Annotated in this window: 14 protein-coding genes and 1 tRNA gene; 14 read left to right on the top strand and 1 reads right to left on the bottom strand. The window is 55.9% G+C overall.

Annotated features, from left to right (window positions below):
- The first annotated feature begins 86 nt into the window (after positions 1-86).
- From KOE80_RS17850 to KOE80_RS17785, 14 genes are all read left to right on the top strand, one after another.
- Positions 87-2,129: a Mur ligase family protein gene (locus KOE80_RS17850; RefSeq protein ID WP_226349639.1), complete on the top strand. Its 2,043-nt coding sequence runs from the start codon at positions 87-89 to the stop codon at positions 2,127-2,129.
- 5 nt (positions 2,130-2,134) lie between these two features.
- Positions 2,135-3,031: a D-alanine--D-alanine ligase gene (locus tag KOE80_RS17845; RefSeq protein WP_088452807.1), complete on the top strand. Its 897-nt coding sequence runs from the start codon at positions 2,135-2,137 to the stop codon at positions 3,029-3,031.
- A gap of 123 nt (positions 3,032-3,154) precedes the next feature.
- The gene (locus tag KOE80_RS17840; RefSeq protein ID WP_226349638.1) at positions 3,155-3,319 is read left to right on the top strand and encodes a hypothetical protein; all 165 of its coding nucleotides are present in this window, start codon (positions 3,155-3,157) and stop codon (positions 3,317-3,319) included.
- 326 nt (positions 3,320-3,645) lie between these two features.
- A complete protein-coding gene (locus KOE80_RS17835) occupies positions 3,646-4,491 on the top strand; it encodes a MurR/RpiR family transcriptional regulator (RefSeq protein WP_137430462.1) in 846 nt (281 codons plus the stop codon).
- A gap of 21 nt (positions 4,492-4,512) precedes the next feature.
- The gene (locus KOE80_RS17830) at positions 4,513-5,760 is read left to right on the top strand and encodes a diaminopropionate ammonia-lyase (protein WP_226349637.1); all 1,248 of its coding nucleotides are present in this window, start codon (positions 4,513-4,515) and stop codon (positions 5,758-5,760) included.
- On the top strand, positions 5,757-7,001 hold the full coding sequence (locus tag KOE80_RS17825) for a Zn-dependent hydrolase (protein ID WP_226349636.1): 1,245 nt from the start codon (positions 5,757-5,759) through the stop codon (positions 6,999-7,001). The genes KOE80_RS17830 and KOE80_RS17825 overlap by 4 nt, the downstream gene beginning before the upstream one ends.
- Before the next feature lie 77 nt (positions 7,002-7,078).
- Positions 7,079-8,677: an ABC transporter substrate-binding protein gene (locus KOE80_RS17820; protein ID WP_226349635.1), complete on the top strand. Its 1,599-nt coding sequence runs from the start codon at positions 7,079-7,081 to the stop codon at positions 8,675-8,677.
- Complete coding sequence (locus KOE80_RS17815; protein WP_226349634.1) at positions 8,674-9,615, top strand: ABC transporter permease; 942 nt, start codon at positions 8,674-8,676, stop codon at positions 9,613-9,615. The genes KOE80_RS17820 and KOE80_RS17815 overlap by 4 nt, the downstream gene beginning before the upstream one ends.
- 27 nt (positions 9,616-9,642) lie before the next feature.
- Positions 9,643-10,482 (top strand): ABC transporter permease, encoded by an 840-nt coding sequence (locus KOE80_RS17810; protein WP_207874611.1) that lies wholly within the window; start codon positions 9,643-9,645, stop codon positions 10,480-10,482.
- 24 nt (positions 10,483-10,506) lie between these two features.
- Positions 10,507-12,150: a dipeptide ABC transporter ATP-binding protein gene (locus KOE80_RS17805; RefSeq protein WP_226349633.1), complete on the top strand. Its 1,644-nt coding sequence runs from the start codon at positions 10,507-10,509 to the stop codon at positions 12,148-12,150.
- A gap of 119 nt (positions 12,151-12,269) precedes the next feature.
- Entirely contained in the window at positions 12,270-13,205 is a 936-nt protein-coding gene (locus KOE80_RS17800; RefSeq protein ID WP_226349632.1) for an N-carbamoyl-D-amino-acid hydrolase, read from the top strand.
- Positions 13,196-14,377, top strand: a complete 1,182-nt coding sequence (locus KOE80_RS17795) for a YgeY family selenium metabolism-linked hydrolase (RefSeq protein ID WP_226349631.1) — start codon at positions 13,196-13,198, stop codon at positions 14,375-14,377. Before KOE80_RS17800 ends, KOE80_RS17795 begins: the two co-directional genes overlap by 10 nt.
- A gap of 19 nt (positions 14,378-14,396) precedes the next feature.
- Positions 14,397-15,929 (top strand): M81 family metallopeptidase, encoded by a 1,533-nt coding sequence (locus KOE80_RS17790; protein WP_226349630.1) that lies wholly within the window; start codon positions 14,397-14,399, stop codon positions 15,927-15,929.
- A 212-nt stretch (positions 15,930-16,141) separates the two neighbouring features.
- Positions 16,142-16,218: transfer RNA gene (locus KOE80_RS17785), tRNA-Pro, on the top strand.
- Positions 16,219-16,689: 471 nt separating this feature from the next.
- On the opposite strand, the gene KOE80_RS17780 is transcribed toward KOE80_RS17785, so the two are convergent.
- A complete protein-coding gene (locus KOE80_RS17780) occupies positions 16,690-16,830 on the bottom strand; it encodes a hypothetical protein (RefSeq protein WP_226349629.1) in 141 nt (46 codons plus the stop codon).
- Positions 16,831-16,919 lie beyond the last annotated feature (89 nt).

The following is a 16,919-nucleotide window of genomic DNA, read 5'->3' as shown; positions in this document are numbered from 1 at the left end:
TGGGCGGTTAGCCACTCTTTTGGCCCGTCATAGGACGGGAGATTGCATTAACCGCAAAGAGCCTGCAGAGATTAAGGATTTTAAAAATGCCGGGATATTATATTGAGCGCGTGTGGGATGGGGAGGCGCGGCGCTCTAAGAATGATCTATACCGCATCCAGCCAGGGGCGTTTGTTCAATTCATTCTGAAACTGGAAGCCACGATGTCCGGTCGTGGCCAGGAGGTTTATCGTGATAGCGGTCGCTTGAACCGGCTGAACCTATCGGATATTCCTTATGATGGCAGCCAGACGGTGTCAATGATCAGTGAACGGATTCCGGGAGGTAGCCGCAGAAGTGCAGCTGTGGTTCTTGCAAGTATCTTGCATGGCGGTAGCTCGCATGCTGTCAAGCATATCAATGCGTCTCTTGTGAAAATGGGGCTGGGTAATACCAATCTGCGCAATGTGCGAGGGTTGGACGATATTGATCAGTTCACCTGCCTGCGCGACATTGTGCAATATTTTTCGTTTCAGCTGAAAAATGGGTCTCAGGAGACACAAGACTGTGTCCGATCCATGCTATGCGAAGGCCTCAATCTCGGAGGATCTCACCGAGTTTGGCTGGCTTTGAAAGGTCAAGGGCGGCACGAATCACTAGTGGCTCATTATGGCTTCGAAAAAGAGAAGCACAAGGAGGTGTTTGCCCGTGTTCGATCTGGGCAAACCAGTGGCCTGGTTGATGTCAACCTTCTTGATATGCAAGGGTTTATCTCCACCAGTGGCGGCAATTTGATTGGTTTTGCCATTGGCAGCGATTTCGGGGGCGTGACGTACCACCCCGACCGTTTGCGCAGGAACTCGGTTGCTGTCATAGCCGAAGGTGTTGGCTATGGCCTTGATCGTTCCCAGAGATTGGAATTTCAAAGATCGGCCAGCCTTACCATTGGGATCGGAAGCGACCCTGTATCGCCTGCAATTCCTCATTTGCAGGTGAAAAATGTCACGCAGACTTTGCGGCGTGTTGCTCGGGTAGCCCGAGATAGGTTCTCGGGAAAAGTTTTCTGTGTAACTGGAAGCGCAGGAAAAAGCACCACGTCTTCACTGATTGCAAAGGTTCTCGAAGGTGTTCCTGACGCTGGAAGAACGCATATGACATTCAACAACGGGAATCTTCTATTGGGGACATTAGAAACCATGATGACCGTGCCAGCCGATGCGAAGAATATCGTTGCAGAAATAGCAGCAGGGCGAGTTAAAGAGTGCAGCGATATATGCCGACCCGATGTTGCCGTGGTCACCAACGTGTCAAATGCCCACCGGAAGGCCTATAAGTCTCTTGAGGACATTGCGCGGGAGAAGGCTGGCGTATTCTCTGGCTTGAAAACGGGGGGTGCTGCAGTGATTTGCCGAGACAGCGATTGCTATGAAATATTTCATGACGAGGCTAGAAAATTCACCTCGAAGATAATCAGCTATGGCACCCACCAGGATAGTGACTGGCGCATGCTTCATTACGATTCACAGAATGGTGCTCTGAGAATATCTGTGGCTGGTGCCGAAATTGACATTAAGTTCCCTGCCGTTGGAGAGCATATTGCCGTCAATGCGGTCGGAGCAATGGCGGCGGTTTCCCATCTGTACCGTGACTGGAAGCTAGCAATCTCTGACCTGGCTGGCTGGTCTCTTCTTGATGGCCGAGGCAGGGCGCACGATATCACTCTGTCCGATAAACGGACTATTCGCATTATTGATGAGTCTTTCAATGCGGCGCCGGGGGCGGTCATCGCTGTTCTTAAAACGCTGAATGAGCGCCCAGCCGTAGGCAGACGGATTGTCGTGCTCGGTGACATGCTTGAGCTGGGAGATGCCAGCACCGATTGTCATATGGAGGTGCTCTCATTTTTGAATCGTTCCAACATAGATATGGCGTATTTTGTTGGGGATGAGTACCGAAAAGCACTTCAGCTACAAGGCTTGGAAAAGCCTCACATCTGCCATGAAGAGGCAAATGGAGTCCTCTCGGATTTGCTTGCGTATGTACGTCAGGGAGACGAGGTGACTGTCAAGGGAGCGCATGCAACGGAAGTCCATTCGATTGTGCGTGAAATCCGCAATCTTTCAGTGCCCAATATTCACTTAGGAAGTTAAAAAAAATGGATTCCGTCGTTGCAGTCTTGATGGGGGGCAATTCCTCCGAACGTTCAGTGAGTATCGCATCAGGTAAGGCATGTGCCGAGGGGCTTTCTGCAGCTGGTTATCGTGTGGCACAGTTGGAGGTCTATGACAACGTAGCCGAAAAGCTGCTGCAAGTACGCCCAAGCGTCGTGTTCAATTCACTGCATGGAACCGGTGGGGAAGATGGAATTGTTCAAGGGCTTCTGGAAAGCCTTGGCATTCCCTATACGCATTCAGGCGTAATGGCATCGGCGTTGGCAATGCACAAAGTGAACGCGAAGCATGTGGCTGCCGCTCACGGCATTCCTGTCGCGGACGCAATAGAGGTTACCGCGTCAGAGGCGGCAGCGGCGCATGTGATGCAGCCACCTTACGTTCTGAAGCCTGTTTCTGATGGGTCGTCTTGTGGTGTACAGATTATTCGCGCAGGTGATGCTCCGCCGGTTCTACAGAGCGAAACAGCGTCTTTGATGGTCGAGCGGTATGTCGCCGGTCGTGAATTGACGTGTGCGGTCATGGGCGGCGAGGCGCTTGGCATCACAGAGATTGTGGTGGAGGGTGGGGCTTGGTACGACTTTACTGCCAAATACGCGGTTGGAGGCTCAACACATATATGCCCAGCGGTGCTGCCGTTGGACGTTGAAGAAAAGATTCGGCGCTATTCGGAGACAGCACATCGTGCTATTGGCTGTCGCGGCGTGACGCGATCGGACTTTCGCTACGATCCTGTGACGGGCGAGCTTATCTGGCTCGAAATTAATACCCAGCCAGGCATGACGCCAACGTCATTGTTGCCGGAAATTGCGGCTCACCAAGGTATTTCTTTCCAGGATCTGGTTTCATGGATTGTCCAAGACGCCTCTCTTAATCGTTAGTTTATGGTTGCCTTTGCCATTAGGGCGATGCGTGATAAGCCAGCCACTGCTCGCCGGGTTGGCTTATGGTCAGCGGGGGCAGGGTGGCCGTCAGCAACATCGCCTGCCGTGATGCGACAGGCCTTGCAAGAGGCATCCGCGTATCGACGTGAGCTGTTGGCGCTTGATGTTGAGGATGCCATGCTGGCTTGCCAGATTTATGCGCTCTGGTCCCGAAGTGTGGCCAAGAATCTATCCATGGCCGATATTCTGATTGCGCGCTGTTTGTCTTTGTTGCCAGCGCAATAGGCTCACTTGACGGGCTTTTTCTAGCTTCTGCAAGCGGCCTTGGTGCTGAAATTTCTCTTACCAAAGCCCACGATGAAATTTAAATTTCATCATGGGCTTTATGCTTTCATTGCCAGGAAACAGAAATTTATCCCAATAAGGGTTTATCCCTTGTTTTTCTCTGTAGGCCTTGTTTAAAGCCACTCTTGGTGGGCGTGAGGTCATGACCTTCTTTCTTTTTTCCTGTCCCCAAGGGTAAATACGGAGCCAAATCATCGCATCTATAATTGAAATTAAAATTTTATTAAGTATTATGTGAAAGACAAATTTCAATTTTAGGTTGTGTCATGGTCATCAAAGATTCGATCCTGGATATTCTCGATGTCCTGCCCAGCGCGGAGCGGCGGTTGGCCGATGTGGTCCTGTCTCATATGGGGCAGCTGGCGACTTACTCCGCCCAGGAACTGGCCGAGAAAGCAGGTGTATCGGCGGCTACCGCGGTGCGCTTTTTCCGGCGTCTGGGTTTTAACGGCTTTAACGAGTTCCGGGTTACGGCTCGCGAGCAAATGGGTGATGGTGCTCCCTTCAAGCGTCTGCACTCCATGTCCAGCAGCGGTATTCAGGCCGATATGTCGCCGTTTATCAATGCGGACGTACAGAACATTTCCACCACCTTCCAGAACATCACTGAACAGCATCTGGATAAGTTCACCCAAGCTGCTTTGAAAGCACGACGCATCTGGGTGTTTGGTTTCCGCAATGGCCAGATCCTGGCTTGCTACGCCCACTCATTGTTGCAGCAGCTGCGCCCGGATGTGCATCTGGCGGTGGGCACGGTGGCCCATCTGACCGAGCAACTGGCTGATGTGGAAGCAGGGGATCTGGCCCTGGTGATGGATTTTCGTCGCCGCTCGGTGCTCTTGCCTTCCTTGGTGGAGCATCTGCGGGGCGAGTCAGTGCAGATGGCTTTTTTGACGGATGGTCTGGAAAGCTCCTTGCTGCGGTCGCAAGACATTGCTTTCACGGTGGCGACGCGTGGGGAGTACTTGTTTGACTCACATACCGGCACGCTCAGCCTGATCAATTATCTGGTTAGTCGGGTAGCGCTACAGGCCGAGACGCAGGTGGCGCGCAAGTTGCAGAAGATTGAATCCATCCATCGCAGTTTTCAGGACTTGAAGTCCAATAATTAAACCCATAAAAGTGGAGCAGACATGAATAAACATGCCGTTCGGGAGCAAGGCGCGGTGCAACTGTATCTGAACCCTCGTTGCGTTCAGGACAGCCAGGAATATGACGCCTCCTTGCAATCGATTTTGTCGGTAGCCGCCTTCGAGCAGGCTCAGGCCAGCATTGTGCAGTGGCCCGGTTACGCGCCTACCCCTTTGCGTCATTTGCCCGGTCTGGCCGCGCAGATGAAGGTGGGCGGGGTGTACTACAAGGATGAGGCCGGTCGTTTTGGTTTGGGCAGCTTCAAGGCTTTGGGCGGTGCTTATGCCGTCAATCGTTTGCTGTTGCGTCAGTTGCAAGCTCATACCGGCAATGCCAGCCTGACGCTGGATGATCTGAAGAGTCCTGCCCACAAGGACTTTATTGCTGGTTTGACCGTGACCTGCGCGACCGATGGCAATCATGGCCGCTCGGTGGCTTGGGGGGCGAAGAATGCCGGTTGTCAGTGCGTGATCTATATCCATGAACATGTCAGTACTGGTCGTGAGCAGGCCATTGCCTCTTACAGGGCAAAGGTAGTGCGCGTGCCCGGCAATTACGATGATTCGGTGCGCCAGGCTGCTGAAGATGCCAAAGAGCATGGCTATTTTGTGGTGTCCGATACGTCCTACCCGGGCTATATGGATGTGCCCAAGGATGTGATGCAGGGCTACACCGTGATGGTGCAGGAAGCGCTGGATCAGATTGCTTCGGGCAAGCCGGTGACTCACGTCTTTATTCAGGGTGGTGTGGGTGGTTTGGCTGCAGCTGTGTGCGCCCATATGTGGGAGCGTCTGGGTGCGCAGCGCCCTCGCTTGATTGTGGTGGAACCCAACAAGGCCGATTGCCTGTTCCAAAGTGCTGTTCAAGGTAAGCCCGTCACGGTCACCGGTGATTTGAATACGGTGATGGCCGGTCTGGCCTGCGGCGAAATCTCCTTGCTGGCCTGGGAAATTCTGGATCCCGGCACCTATGCCTATATGACGCTGGAAGACGATGCCGCCTTGCAAACCATGCGCCGTCTGGCCCGTGCCGATAAAGGTGATGCGCCGATTGTGGCGGGTGAGTCTGCCGTGGCCGGTGTGGCTGCTTGCATGGCTGCGTGCGAGCAAGCGGACTGGCGTCAGGCTTTGGGCATTGATGAAAACAGCCAAATTATGTTTTTTGCCAGCGAAAGCGATACCGATGCAGAGCTGTATCAGCGCATTGTCGGTATGAGCGCCAAAGAAGTGCTGGCTCAGGAGCCGGTATGAACAGCCCAGCCAGCACATGTTTAGCCATTAATGGCGAACGCCTGCTGCAGCGTATTGCGCAGTTGGCGCAGATTGGTGCGATCGACGGGGGCGGCGTCTGCCGTCTGGCCTTGACGGACGAGGACAAGGCAGGCCGCGATCAGGTGGTCAGCTGGATGCGTGATCTGGGTATGAGTGTGGAGATTGATCAGATCGGCAACATTATCGGGACACGCGCTGGCCGTCTGGATGTGGCGCCGGTCATGACGGGTTCGCACATCGATACCGTGCGAACTGGCGGACGCTACGACGGCAATCTGGGCGTGCTGGCTGGACTGGAAGTGGTGGCCAGCTTGAATGATGCCGATGTGCAACTGGATCGTCCCTTGCAAGTGGTGGCCTTTACCAATGAAGAGGGAGCGCGCTTTGCTCCGGACATGATGGGCAGTCTGGTGTTTCAAGGTGGCTTGTCCTTGCAAGAGGCGCTGGACACCGTGGGCATTGATGGCACGACCGTGCGCGAGAACCTGGAGCGTATTGGCTACGCCGGTTCTATGCCTTGCGGCCAACCTGTTGTGCATGCCTATATGGAACTGCATATTGAGCAAGGTCCGGTTCTGGAACACGAAAGCATTGATATTGGTGCCGTGACTGGCGTGCAAGGGATTTGCTGGCTGGAGTTCGAGGTGCAAGGTGTCTCCAATCATGCTGGCACCACGCCCATGCATTTGCGACATGACGCCGGTGTCGTGGCGCAACAAATTGGCAGTTTTGTACGCCAGTTGACTGAGCGTTACGGCCCGCCGCAACTGGGCACAGTAGGGCGCTGCGAGCTGTTTCCGAATCTGGTCAATGTGATCCCCAGCAAAGCCGTGTTTACCGTGGATTTGCGCAATGTGGACAAGGCCAGCCTGGATCAGGCCGAGCAGGAAGTGCTGGATTTTGCCCGACAGGCGGCCGAGCGTGAGGGTGTGCAGATCAAGCATCGCCATTTGGCCCGCTTTGATCCGGTGCAGTTTGATGAACGCTTGATCAGCAAGGTCGAGCAACACGCCAAGGATCTGGGCTGCTCGGTCAAGCGCATGCCCAGCGGTGCCGGGCACGATGCGCAGATGCTGGCTCGCTCCTGCCCCACAGGCATGATTTTTGTACCGAGTGTACGTGGTTTGAGCCACAACCCGGCAGAGTTTACCCACGATAAAGACCTGATAGCGGGATGTTCGATTCTGCTATCGACCTTGGTGGAGCTGGCCCGTGAATAAGCAGTAAATCCCTGATGACGGGACCGCCGCCACAAGAGCAAAGGCGGACCGCTTTTAACTACCTGGAGAGACAAAACATGAGCAACCTGCTTAAGGACCGCTTGCGTCCTGCCAAATCGTTAGCCGCCGTCTGGGCTGCCCTTGCCATCACCGCTATTGCCCCCGTGGCTGTCAGTGCTCAAACCACGCTGACCGCCGTGATGGAAGCGCCACTGCGCTCCCTGGACCCGGTCATTACCACCTCCTACATTGTGCGTAACTACGGCTATATGGTGTATGACACCTTGCTGGCTGAAGATGCGCAAGGCCAGGTCAAACCCCAGATGCTGGAAGGCTGGAAAGTGTCCGAGGATGGCCAGACCTACACCATGACTTTGCGTGAAAACCTGCGCTGGCATGATGGCTCGCCCGTGACGGCTGAAGATGCGGTCGAGTCCATCAAGCGCTGGATTCAGCTGGACAAGATGGGCCAGATCATGACGGAGTTCCTGACCAAGATGGAGGTCGTGGATGATCGCTCCTTTGTGATGCAGTTCTCTTTCTCGACCGATATTGCGCTGCGCGCCATGGGCAAGCCCAGTTCCTTGCCCTTGTTTGTCATGCCCAAGGATGTGGCACGCACGCCGGTCAGCCAGGCAATTACTTCTACCGTGGGTTCGGGACCATTCCGCTTTGTGGAGAAGGAATATCGCCCAGGTGTGCAGGCCGTGTTCGAGAAAAACCCGGACTACGTGCCCCGCAATGAGCCTGCCAGCGGTTTGGCTGGAGGCAAGCAGGTCAAGGTAGACCGTGTGCGTTGGGTCGCCATGCCGGATGCCATGACCGGGGTGAACGCGCTGCGCAGTGGCGAGATTGATGTGATCGATCAGGTTCAGCTGGACCTCTTGCCCCTGCTGCAAAACGAGTCGGATATTGTTCTGAATGCTTCCACGGCTCGGGGCGCGCAGACCGAGATGCGCTTTAACTTCCTGCAGCCGCCATTCAACAACAAGCAAGTACGTCAGGCCGCCATGATGGCGCTGAACCAGAAGCCCTTGATGCAGGCGCAGGTCGGCAACCCGGAATACTTTGAAACGTGTGGGGCGGTGTTTGGCTGCCACAGCGTATTCCCGTCACAAGCCGGTTCTGAAGCCTACTTCAAGGGTGATGCCGCCGGTGCGAAAAAGCTGCTGGAGCAGGCCGGTTACAAGGGCGAGCCCGTGGTCTTGCTGCATCCCACCGACTTCCTGACTTCGCCCGTGGTGCCTGTGATTGCCCAGCAACTGCGCAATGCCGGGTTCACCGTCAACGTGGAAGCCATGGACTGGCAAACCGTGCAGACTCGCCGCACGTCCAAGCGTCCCGTGCAAGAGGGCGGCTGGAGCATCATCACCACCTATTCGGGTCTGGTGGACGTAAGCAATCCGTTGAGTTTCATGGCAGTGGCCTCCAACGGCGACAAGGCCTGGTTTGGCTGGCCGGATGTTCCTGCCATTGAAAAGACACGCATGGAATTTGCCCGCGCCAGCGGTGAGTCCGAGCTGGGTCGTTTGGCCACGGACCTGCAAAAACACATCATGGATGAAGGTGTGATCGTCCCCCTTGGCGAGTTCAAGATGGTCAGCGCCATGCGCAAGAACCTGAATGGCTTTTTGCAAACCCCGGTTCCGGTCTTCTGGAATGTGGAGAAGCGATGATTGGGCTTATTTTCAAGCGCGTACTGGCCACCATCCCGGTATTGCTGATTGTGGCGCTGGTGATCTTTGTGGTGCTGCGTATGACACATGGCGATGCCGCGGTGCTGGTGGCGGGGGATAACGCGACAGATGCACAGATCGCGGAAATCCGTCATCAGATGGGGCTGGACCAGCCAGTACCGGGGCAGTTCGTACAGTGGCTGGGCAGCATGGTGCAAGGGGACTTTGGCACGTCCCTGATCTCCAGCCGCCCGGTCAAGGATCTGGTGCTGGATCGTCTGGGGCCTACGGTCTCGCTGACCTTGTTGACTCTGGCCTACACCCTGGCCATTTCCATTCCGCTGGGGGTGTGCTCGGCCTGGTATCGGGGCAAGTCTCTGGATCGCTTTGTGATGGCAGGGTCGGTGGCGGGCTTTTCCGTGCCGGTATTCATCGTGGCTTACTTGTTGATCCTGCTGTTTTCGCTGGAGCTGCGCTGGTTGCCGGTACAGGGCTACAAGCCCTTGAGTGAAGGCCTGTGGGAACACCTGCGGCATTTGATTTTGCCGGCTGTGTCCCTGGGTACGGTGTACATCGCCCTGATTACCCGCATTGTGCGCACCAGTGTGATCGACACCTTGAACGAGGACTACATCCGCACCGCCCGTGCCAAAGGCCTGAACGAGCGTCGTGTCCTGACACGTCATGCCCTGGGCAATGCGGCAGTTCCCATCCTGACGATTATCGGCATCAGCATCACCATGCTGATCGGCGGGGTGGTGGTGACCGAATCGGTCTTCAACATTCCGGGGCTTGGGCGCTTGGTGCTGGATGCGGTGCTGTCGCGCGACTTTACGGTGATTCAGAGCCTGATCGTGCTGTTTTCGCTGGTGTATGTAGGGGTGAATCTGCTGATTGATATCTCCTACATGCTGGTCGATCCCCGTATCGATTATTGAGCCCTCGCTTTTTACAGGTAGAACAATATGCAAAAGCTCAACAAATTGAAGAAAGTGGTCGCCAGCAATTCGGCCCGTGCCGCCTTGCTGTTCCTGATCCTGATGGCGTTCATGGCCATTTTTGCTCCCTTTCTGGGCACACAAGATCCCACTCAGCTAGACCCCAGTGTGCGCTTGCAGCCGCCTTCTGCGCAGTTCTGGCTGGGGACGGATGCACTGGGCCGGGACTTGTATTCCCGCGTGGTGTACGGGGCGCAGGTGTCCTTTATGGTGGGGTTTGGTGTCCTGGCCATCAGTGTGTTCTTTGGGGTGATTCTGGGTTCGCTGGCGGGTTATTTCCGTCGTCTGGACGCGGTCATCATGCGGGTGATGGATGGGGTGATGGCGATTCCCGGCATTCTGCTGGCCATCGCCTTGGTGTCAGTATCCGGTGCCAGCCTGACCACGGTACTGATCGCTATCGCCATTCCTGAAATTCCTCGCATGACCCGTTTGGTGCGTGGCGTGATTCTTAGCGTGCGCTCCGAGCCTTATGTGGAAGCGGCTATGACGGTGGGGACCTCGGCCTATGTAATTCTGTCGCGTCATATGTTCCCCAATACCTTTGCGCCTTTGATTGTGCAGGGCACCTATGTGTTTGCCTCGGCCGTCTTGCTGGAAGCTGTCTTGAGCTTTCTGGGGGCGGGCATTCCGCCGGAAATGGCCTCCTGGGGCAACATCATTGCTGAAGGCCGTCTGTACTTTCAGTTGATTCCCGGCATCGTGCTGTACCCCGGCATTGTGCTGTCCATCACCATTCTCAGTATCAACGTCCTGGGCGACGCCTTGCGCGATGCTCTGGATCCCAAGCTGGTCACACGGCTGTAAGTGACGAGGGCAGGAGACATAACAATGAATACCTCTACGACCAAGCCCCACTGTGTTTTGTCGGTGAAGGACTTGTGCATTGAAACCAAAGCGGCCCAGCCGCGTCAGTTGGTGAACAAGCTCAGCTTTGATGTTTATGCAGGCGAGACGCTGTGCATTGTGGGCGAGTCCGGCTCAGGCAAATCCTTAAGCTCTTTTGCCATCATGGGCTTGCTACCGCCCGATACCTTGCGTGTCAGCCAGGGCAGTATCGAGCTGATGGGCCAAAACTTGCTGACGATGGACAAGGAGCACTTGTTGTCCTTGCGGGCCTCGGCCATGTCCATGGTGTTTCAGGAACCCATGACAGCCTTGAACCCGGTACAACGGGTGGGCGAGCAGATTGACGAAGTCATCCGTATTCACGAGAAGAACAGCTCCAGGCAGGAGCGCCGCCAACGTGTGATCAATATGCTGGAGCGCGTGCGTTTGCCGGAGCCGGAAAAGCTCTTTATGGCCTATCCGCATGAGCTGTCTGGCGGTCAGCGCCAGCGCATCATGATTGCCATGGCCTTGATCCTGCAGCCACGTTTGTTGATTGCGGATGAACCCACCACGGCACTGGATGTGACCACGCAAAAGCAGATTCTGAGTCTGATCAAGGAACTGCAAAGCGAATGCGGCACCTCGGTGATTTTTGTGACGCACGACTTTGGTGTGGTGGCGGATATTGCCGACCGGATTCTGGTGATGAAGCGTGGCGATAGTGTGGAGATGGGCACGTGTCAGCAGATTCTGTCCAGTCCCAAAGAAGCCTATACCCGCTCCCTGATTGCTTCCGTTCCCAATGTGCATCCGCCTGCAAAAGAGGAAGTGCAAAACGAGGTCGTGCTGAGCGCCCGTGGTTTGGGCAAGGTCTATGGCTCGGACTGCTGGTTCTCCAAGGGGCGTAAGATGCACGCGCTCAGCGACATCAATCTGGATATACGTCGTGATGAAGTGCTGGGTGTCGTGGGGGAGTCCGGCTCGGGCAAATCCACTTTGGCGCGCTGCATTATTGGCCTGGTTGAGGCCAGCTCGGGGCAGATCACCCTGAATGGTGAAACCTTGCCCGCCGCCTGCAAGGACCGCAGCCTGGCGCAGCGGCGCAAAGTGCAGATCGTGTTTCAGGACCCGTATCGCTCGCTGAATCCTCGCGTGACGATTGGCCAGTCTTTGACAGAAGGCATGCACAACATCGGCGTCGATCCCAAAGTCGCTATTGAACGCGTGACCGAAGTTTTGTCCATTGTGGGCCTGGACGCCGATGTGCTGGAGCGCTATCCGCATCAGTTCTCGGGTGGTCAGCGGCAACGGCTTTGTCTGGCCCGCGCCATTGTGATGGAGCCGGATGTACTGATTGCGGATGAATCCGTGTCGGCGCTGGATGTGCTGGTGCAAGAGCAGGTGCTCAAGTTACTGGTGGATATCAAGCGCAAAACCGGTGTCGCCATCCTGTTCATTACCCATGACTTGCGGGTTGCCGCGCAGATTTCTGACCGCATTGTGGTGATGCAAAAGGGCCGGATTGTGGAGGCCGGGGACCCAGGGCGTGTCATTAGCCAGCCTAGCCAGGCCTATACCCGTGAGCTGGTGGAGTCCGCACCCGGTGTGCATTGGGATTTTCAGAATTTTTGCGCTTATGCCTGATTAACACGGCTGTTGGAGTTGTGTTGATCGTGCAGGGCTAAATCCTGCTTCTGGAAAGCGGCAGGGCGTACCGAATCCCGCCTTGGGCGGATCTTAATTGTTGATGGAGTTCAAATCTCATGTCCAGGTTTGTCAATGTAGCAGCGGCTCAGTTGGGCCCTATCGCACGCAGCGAAACTAAAAAGCAGGTAGTGGACCGCCTGCTGGCCCACTTGCATCAGGCCAAAAAAATGGATGTTGATGTGGTGGTGTTTCCTGAGCTGGCGCTGACTACGTTTTTTCCGCGCTGGTTTAGCGAAGATATTTCGGACTTTGATTGTTTTTATGAAACCCAGATGCCGGGTCCATATACCCAGCCCTTGTTTGATGCCGCTGCCAAATTGCAGATTGGTTTCTACCTGGGGTATGCCGAGCTGGTTATCGAGAACGGTGTGAAGCGTCGCTTCAACGTGTCCATCCTGGTCGATAAAACCGGCACGATTGTGGGCAAGTATCGCAAAGTGCATTTGCCGGGGCACGGTCAGGATGAGCCTTGGCGTGCTTTCCAGCATCTGGAGAAATACTACTTCGAGCCCGGTCAGGAGTTTGGCGTGTGGTCGGCCTTCGGGGGCGTGATGGGGATGGCCTTGTGCAACGACCGCCGCTGGTCGGAAACCTACCGCGTCATGGGTTTGAAGGGCGTGGAAATGGTCATGCTGGGCTACAACACGCCGGTTCATAATCCGCCTGCGCCGGAGCACGACGATCTGTCCATGTTCCATAACCATCTGGTCATGCAGGCCGGGGCCTATCAGAACGGCACCTGGGTGGTAGGGGTGGCCAAGGCGGGGAGTGAAGAGGGCATCGAGATGATTGGTGGCAGTGCCATCATTGCGCCGTCTGGGGAGATTGTCGCGGCTTGCTCGACCAAGGGGGACGAGCTGGCGATTGCCCGTTGCGATCTGGATCTGTGCCATTCCTACAAGAGTACGACCTTCAACTTTGAGCGTCATCGTCGGCCAGAAGCGTATGGCCTGATCAGCTCGCAACGTGGAGCGGTGGTGCCATGGGCGTGAACGAACATACAAAAATGGACCTGGCCTGGGATGCGGTCAGTCTGACGCAAGCCTTTGTGCGTATCCCCAGCCTGTCCGGGCAAGAGCAGGCCATGGCGGACTTTGTGCAGCAAGTCATGCGGGAGCTGGGCTTTGACCAGATCAGCGTGGACGACCAGGGGTCGGTGCTGGGCTTTGTCGGCCCGGCCCAGGCTCCGCTGGCCCTGCTGTTTGATGCTCATATGGATGTGGTGCCTATCGCCGGAACCTGGACGGTTGAGCCTTTTGGGGCGCAGATCAAGGATGGCCGCATGTATGGGCGCGGCACCAGTGATATGAAGGCAGGCTTGGCCGCCGCCCTGTGTGGCGCGGCGGCAGCGGCTCGTAGCGGCGCCTTGAAACAGCGTATTGCCGTGTCTGCCAGCGTGCTGGAGGAAGTGATTGAAGGCTATGCCTTGTCACACGCTCTGGAGCAATGCACGCCGGCTGCTGTGGTGATTTGTGAGCCGTCGCGTTTGCGCATCATGGTGGGGCAGAAAGGGCGGCAGGAGATTCTGGTGCGTCTGCAAGGCCGCCCAGCTCATGCAGCCTTGCCTCATCTGGGGGTGAATCCTATTCAGGCAGCAGCCAAAGCTATTTCTGCTTTGCAGACACTGGATTTGCCCAAGGATGCGCAAGTCGGCCAAGCCTTGTTGGTGCCTACTGACATTATTTCCGACCCGCATCCTTCCATTTCGCTGATTCCTTCTTCCGTTACCGTGCGTTTTGATCGCCGCACCCTGGTGGGGGAAAGCAGTGAGTCGGTACTCAAGCAAATGGAGCAATGCTTGCAAGCCGCAGGCGTTGAGGGCTTTTCGCTGGAACTGGTGGACAGTCAGGTACAAACCTATACAGGCCAGCAGGCCAGCCCGGAGCGGGACTTGCCCGCCTGGCGGTTGGATGAGTCGGCACCTTTGGCCCAAGCCATGGTGCAAGCGGTCCAGCAAGCTGGGCGTGTGGTGGAAATGGATACCTGGTGGTTTTGCACCAATGGCTCCGAGTCCGCCGGGCGACGTGGCATTCCCACCATCGGTCTGGGACCGGGCGAGGAAGCACAGGCACATACAGCTGATGAGTCGGTAGCGATTGACGATGTCTTGGGGGCCAAGGACATTTACGAGCAGCTGTGCATCCAATTGGCGGGACAAGCCTAATAGCAATCGGAGACAAGTGATGCGTATTGCAGTAGCGGGTTTTCAGCATGAGACCAATACCTTTGGCCCGGCCATGGCAACGATGGCGGACTTTGAGCATGGGGGCGGCTGGCCGGGAATGTGTCGGGCAGAGGCCATCGAGCCCGCCTTGCGTGGTGCCAACATCCCGGCAGCCGGGTTTATGGCTGCCGCTGCACAAGCCGGGGTCGAGTGCGTCCCGCTACTGTGGGCTGCCGCCAGTCCTTCCGCTCCAGTCGAAGCCATGACTTATGAGGCGATCGTGGCGGAGATTCTGTACCGCCTGGAGCAAGTTCTGCCCGTGGATGCGGTGTATCTGGATTTACATGGCGCCATGGTGGCCGAGCACCGCGATGACGGGGAAGGGCATTTGCTGGTTCTGGTGCGCGAGATGGTGGGACCGGATGTGCCGGTGGTCGCCAGTCTGGACTTGCACGCCAACGTCAGCGCCACCATGCTGGCACAGGCCGATATGTTGGTGGCGTACAAAACCTACCCGCATGTGGATATGGCGCAAACGGGTGAGCGTACTTTCCAGGCGCTGATGCGATGCCTGCAAAGCGGTCGTCGCCCTGAATTGGCCTGGCATCGACTGCCCTTCCTGATCCCGGCAATCTGGCAAAGCACCGAGATGGAACCGGCGGCCAGCCTGTACCGTCATTTGTCATCGCTGGAAGAAAGAGAAGGCGAGGGGAGCGTGTCGTTCGCCATGGGCTTTCCTGCCGCGGACGTGCCGGAATGCGGAGCGGTCTTGTGGGCCTACGCCCAGACACAGGAAGAAGCCGATAGCCGTTTGGCAGACTTTCTGGACGAGGTGCTCGATAAAGCCCAAGGTTTCCAAGGCAAGCTTTATGAACCGGACGAAGCCGTGCAATGGGCGCTGAGTCACCCAGGCAAAGGCCCGGTGATTATTGCCGATGCACACGATAACCCCGGCGGCGGTGCCAGCTCCGATACCTGTGGGCTCTTGCGTGCCTTGCTGAAAGCCAAGGTATCCGATGCGGCTTTAGGTTTGATCGTGGACCCGGAAAGCGCTGCTTTGGTGCACCAGGCAGGCGTCGGTAAAACCATCGAGCTTTCCTTGGGCGGTAAGTCCGGCGTCCCCGGTGATATGCCCTTGCATGCACGCTTTTATATCGAGTCCGTATCCGATGGCCAGTTCCGCGCCACCGGCCCGTACTACGCAGGCTGTGCCATGAACCTTGGCCCCAGCGCCTGTTTGCGCATTGAGGGCGTGCGTATCGTTCTGGCCTCCTACAAGTCGCAAATGGCGGATCAAAGCATGTTCCGTTTTGTAGGTATAGAGCCGGAGCAGATGAAGGTACTGGTCCTGAAAAGTGCTATGCACTTCAGGGCGGACTTTGGCAGTATCAGTGACCGCATCATTGTCGGAGCAGCACCGGGAGGCGTTTCCATGCGCACGACAGACTTGCCGTGGGAGCGTTTACCGGCAGAACGCCTGCTGTATCCCGGTGGCCCCAGCCTGTCTCAATGGCGAGTCATGCAATCAGAAGGGCGGGCCTGTTCACAATAGCTTTGCATTTTTTACCTAAGTAGGTATACTCCTGCCTTCACGGTTTTGATGCGGATTAGCTCGGTAAAACGAGCTTTGAAAGTCAGACCGCCTGTTCAGACAAGTGTGAACTTCAATCGGCACCGAGATTAACTATCAATAATCTCGAATCGAAAGAAAAAATCTAAAAACACTTGCAAGAAAGGAAGAACAGGGTTATAGTTTAATTCTTTCGGGGCGTAGCGCAGCCTGGTAGCGCACTTGCATGGGGTGCAAGGGGTCGAAGGTTCAAATCCTTCCGTTCCGACCAAATTTTAAAAGGCCTACAGCATTTTTGCTGCAGGCCTTTTTCATTGCGGCGGGGGTTGGAGCTCGTGCTTGGGGCTTGCTGACGTTCCTTGTGTATTGATCGCCAGACCCGGACGTAGATAGACAAGCTATTTATCGGTTTATGGCCTATCCTGTAGTACCGCCCTGACATTTGTTGGGGTAGCCATTGACCAATGGAGGTCACAATGGACAAGAGAGGTAAACCGCCTAAGAAGGCAAGTACACGCAAGTCTGAGCTCGCCCCGCCGCAAACGGGGTGGCCAGCTCAGGCTCCCAACGAGGGGATCAAGCGAGCCAGTGCTGCTCATGATCATAAACCTACAGGAAGAGGGGCTGCTCGGGGCAGATAAGTCCTTGAGACCCGGCTGATTCTCTTTTAACCTGCTATAGAAAGGGCCTGCAATGGCAGCATTGCAGGCCCTTTTTTTGGCTTGAGTCTGCCAAAACTTACTTATTTGTCCTTCTGTTGATCTTGCGGTGCCTTGTCATCTTTCTTGTCGTCCGGGTGCATGGCCGGCTTGTGATCGGGAGAAGGTGATCGGTTCAGGGGAGGGGTTGGGGGCTTGTTGGTTGAGCTGGTGGTTTGTGTCATGAGAAATTCCAATATGTGAATCCCTGCAGCAAATTAGGCGCGTTGGGCGCATTGCTTTGTGCAGTGATGCATGGACAAGTGTCAGTTAA

The organism is Alcaligenes sp. 13f (assembly GCF_020496585.1).
In the GTDB taxonomy this organism is placed as follows: Bacteria; Pseudomonadota; Gammaproteobacteria; order Burkholderiales; family Burkholderiaceae_B; genus Alcaligenes; species Alcaligenes phenolicus.
Note: the sequence above shows the minus strand (reverse complement) of the source record. Positions and strands in the feature narration are given on the sequence as shown.

Bases quoted from the DNA above. Each gene is read 5' to 3' on its own strand.
- KOE80_RS17850 (WP_226349639.1), top strand. From the start codon at position 87: ATGCCGGGATATTATATTGAGCGCGTGTGGGATGGGGAGGCGCGGCGC.
- KOE80_RS17845 (WP_088452807.1), top strand. From the start codon at position 2,135: ATGGATTCCGTCGTTGCAGTCTTGATGGGGGGCAATTCCTCCGAACGT.
- KOE80_RS17835 (WP_137430462.1), top strand. From the start codon at position 3,646: ATGGTCATCAAAGATTCGATCCTGGATATTCTCGATGTCCTGCCCAGC.
- KOE80_RS17830 (WP_226349637.1), top strand. From the start codon at position 4,513: ATGAATAAACATGCCGTTCGGGAGCAAGGCGCGGTGCAACTGTATCTG.
- KOE80_RS17825 (WP_226349636.1), top strand. From the start codon at position 5,757: ATGAACAGCCCAGCCAGCACATGTTTAGCCATTAATGGCGAACGCCTG.
- KOE80_RS17820 (WP_226349635.1), top strand. From the start codon at position 7,079: ATGAGCAACCTGCTTAAGGACCGCTTGCGTCCTGCCAAATCGTTAGCC.
- KOE80_RS17815 (WP_226349634.1), top strand. From the start codon at position 8,674: ATGATTGGGCTTATTTTCAAGCGCGTACTGGCCACCATCCCGGTATTG.
- KOE80_RS17810 (WP_207874611.1), top strand. From the start codon at position 9,643: ATGCAAAAGCTCAACAAATTGAAGAAAGTGGTCGCCAGCAATTCGGCC.
- KOE80_RS17805 (WP_226349633.1), top strand. From the start codon at position 10,507: ATGAATACCTCTACGACCAAGCCCCACTGTGTTTTGTCGGTGAAGGAC.
- KOE80_RS17800 (WP_226349632.1), top strand. From the start codon at position 12,270: ATGTCCAGGTTTGTCAATGTAGCAGCGGCTCAGTTGGGCCCTATCGCA.
- KOE80_RS17795 (WP_226349631.1), top strand. From the start codon at position 13,196: ATGGGCGTGAACGAACATACAAAAATGGACCTGGCCTGGGATGCGGTC.
- KOE80_RS17790 (WP_226349630.1), top strand. From the start codon at position 14,397: ATGCGTATTGCAGTAGCGGGTTTTCAGCATGAGACCAATACCTTTGGC.
- KOE80_RS17780 (WP_226349629.1), bottom strand. From the start codon at position 16,830: ATGACACAAACCACCAGCTCAACCAACAAGCCCCCAACCCCTCCCCTG.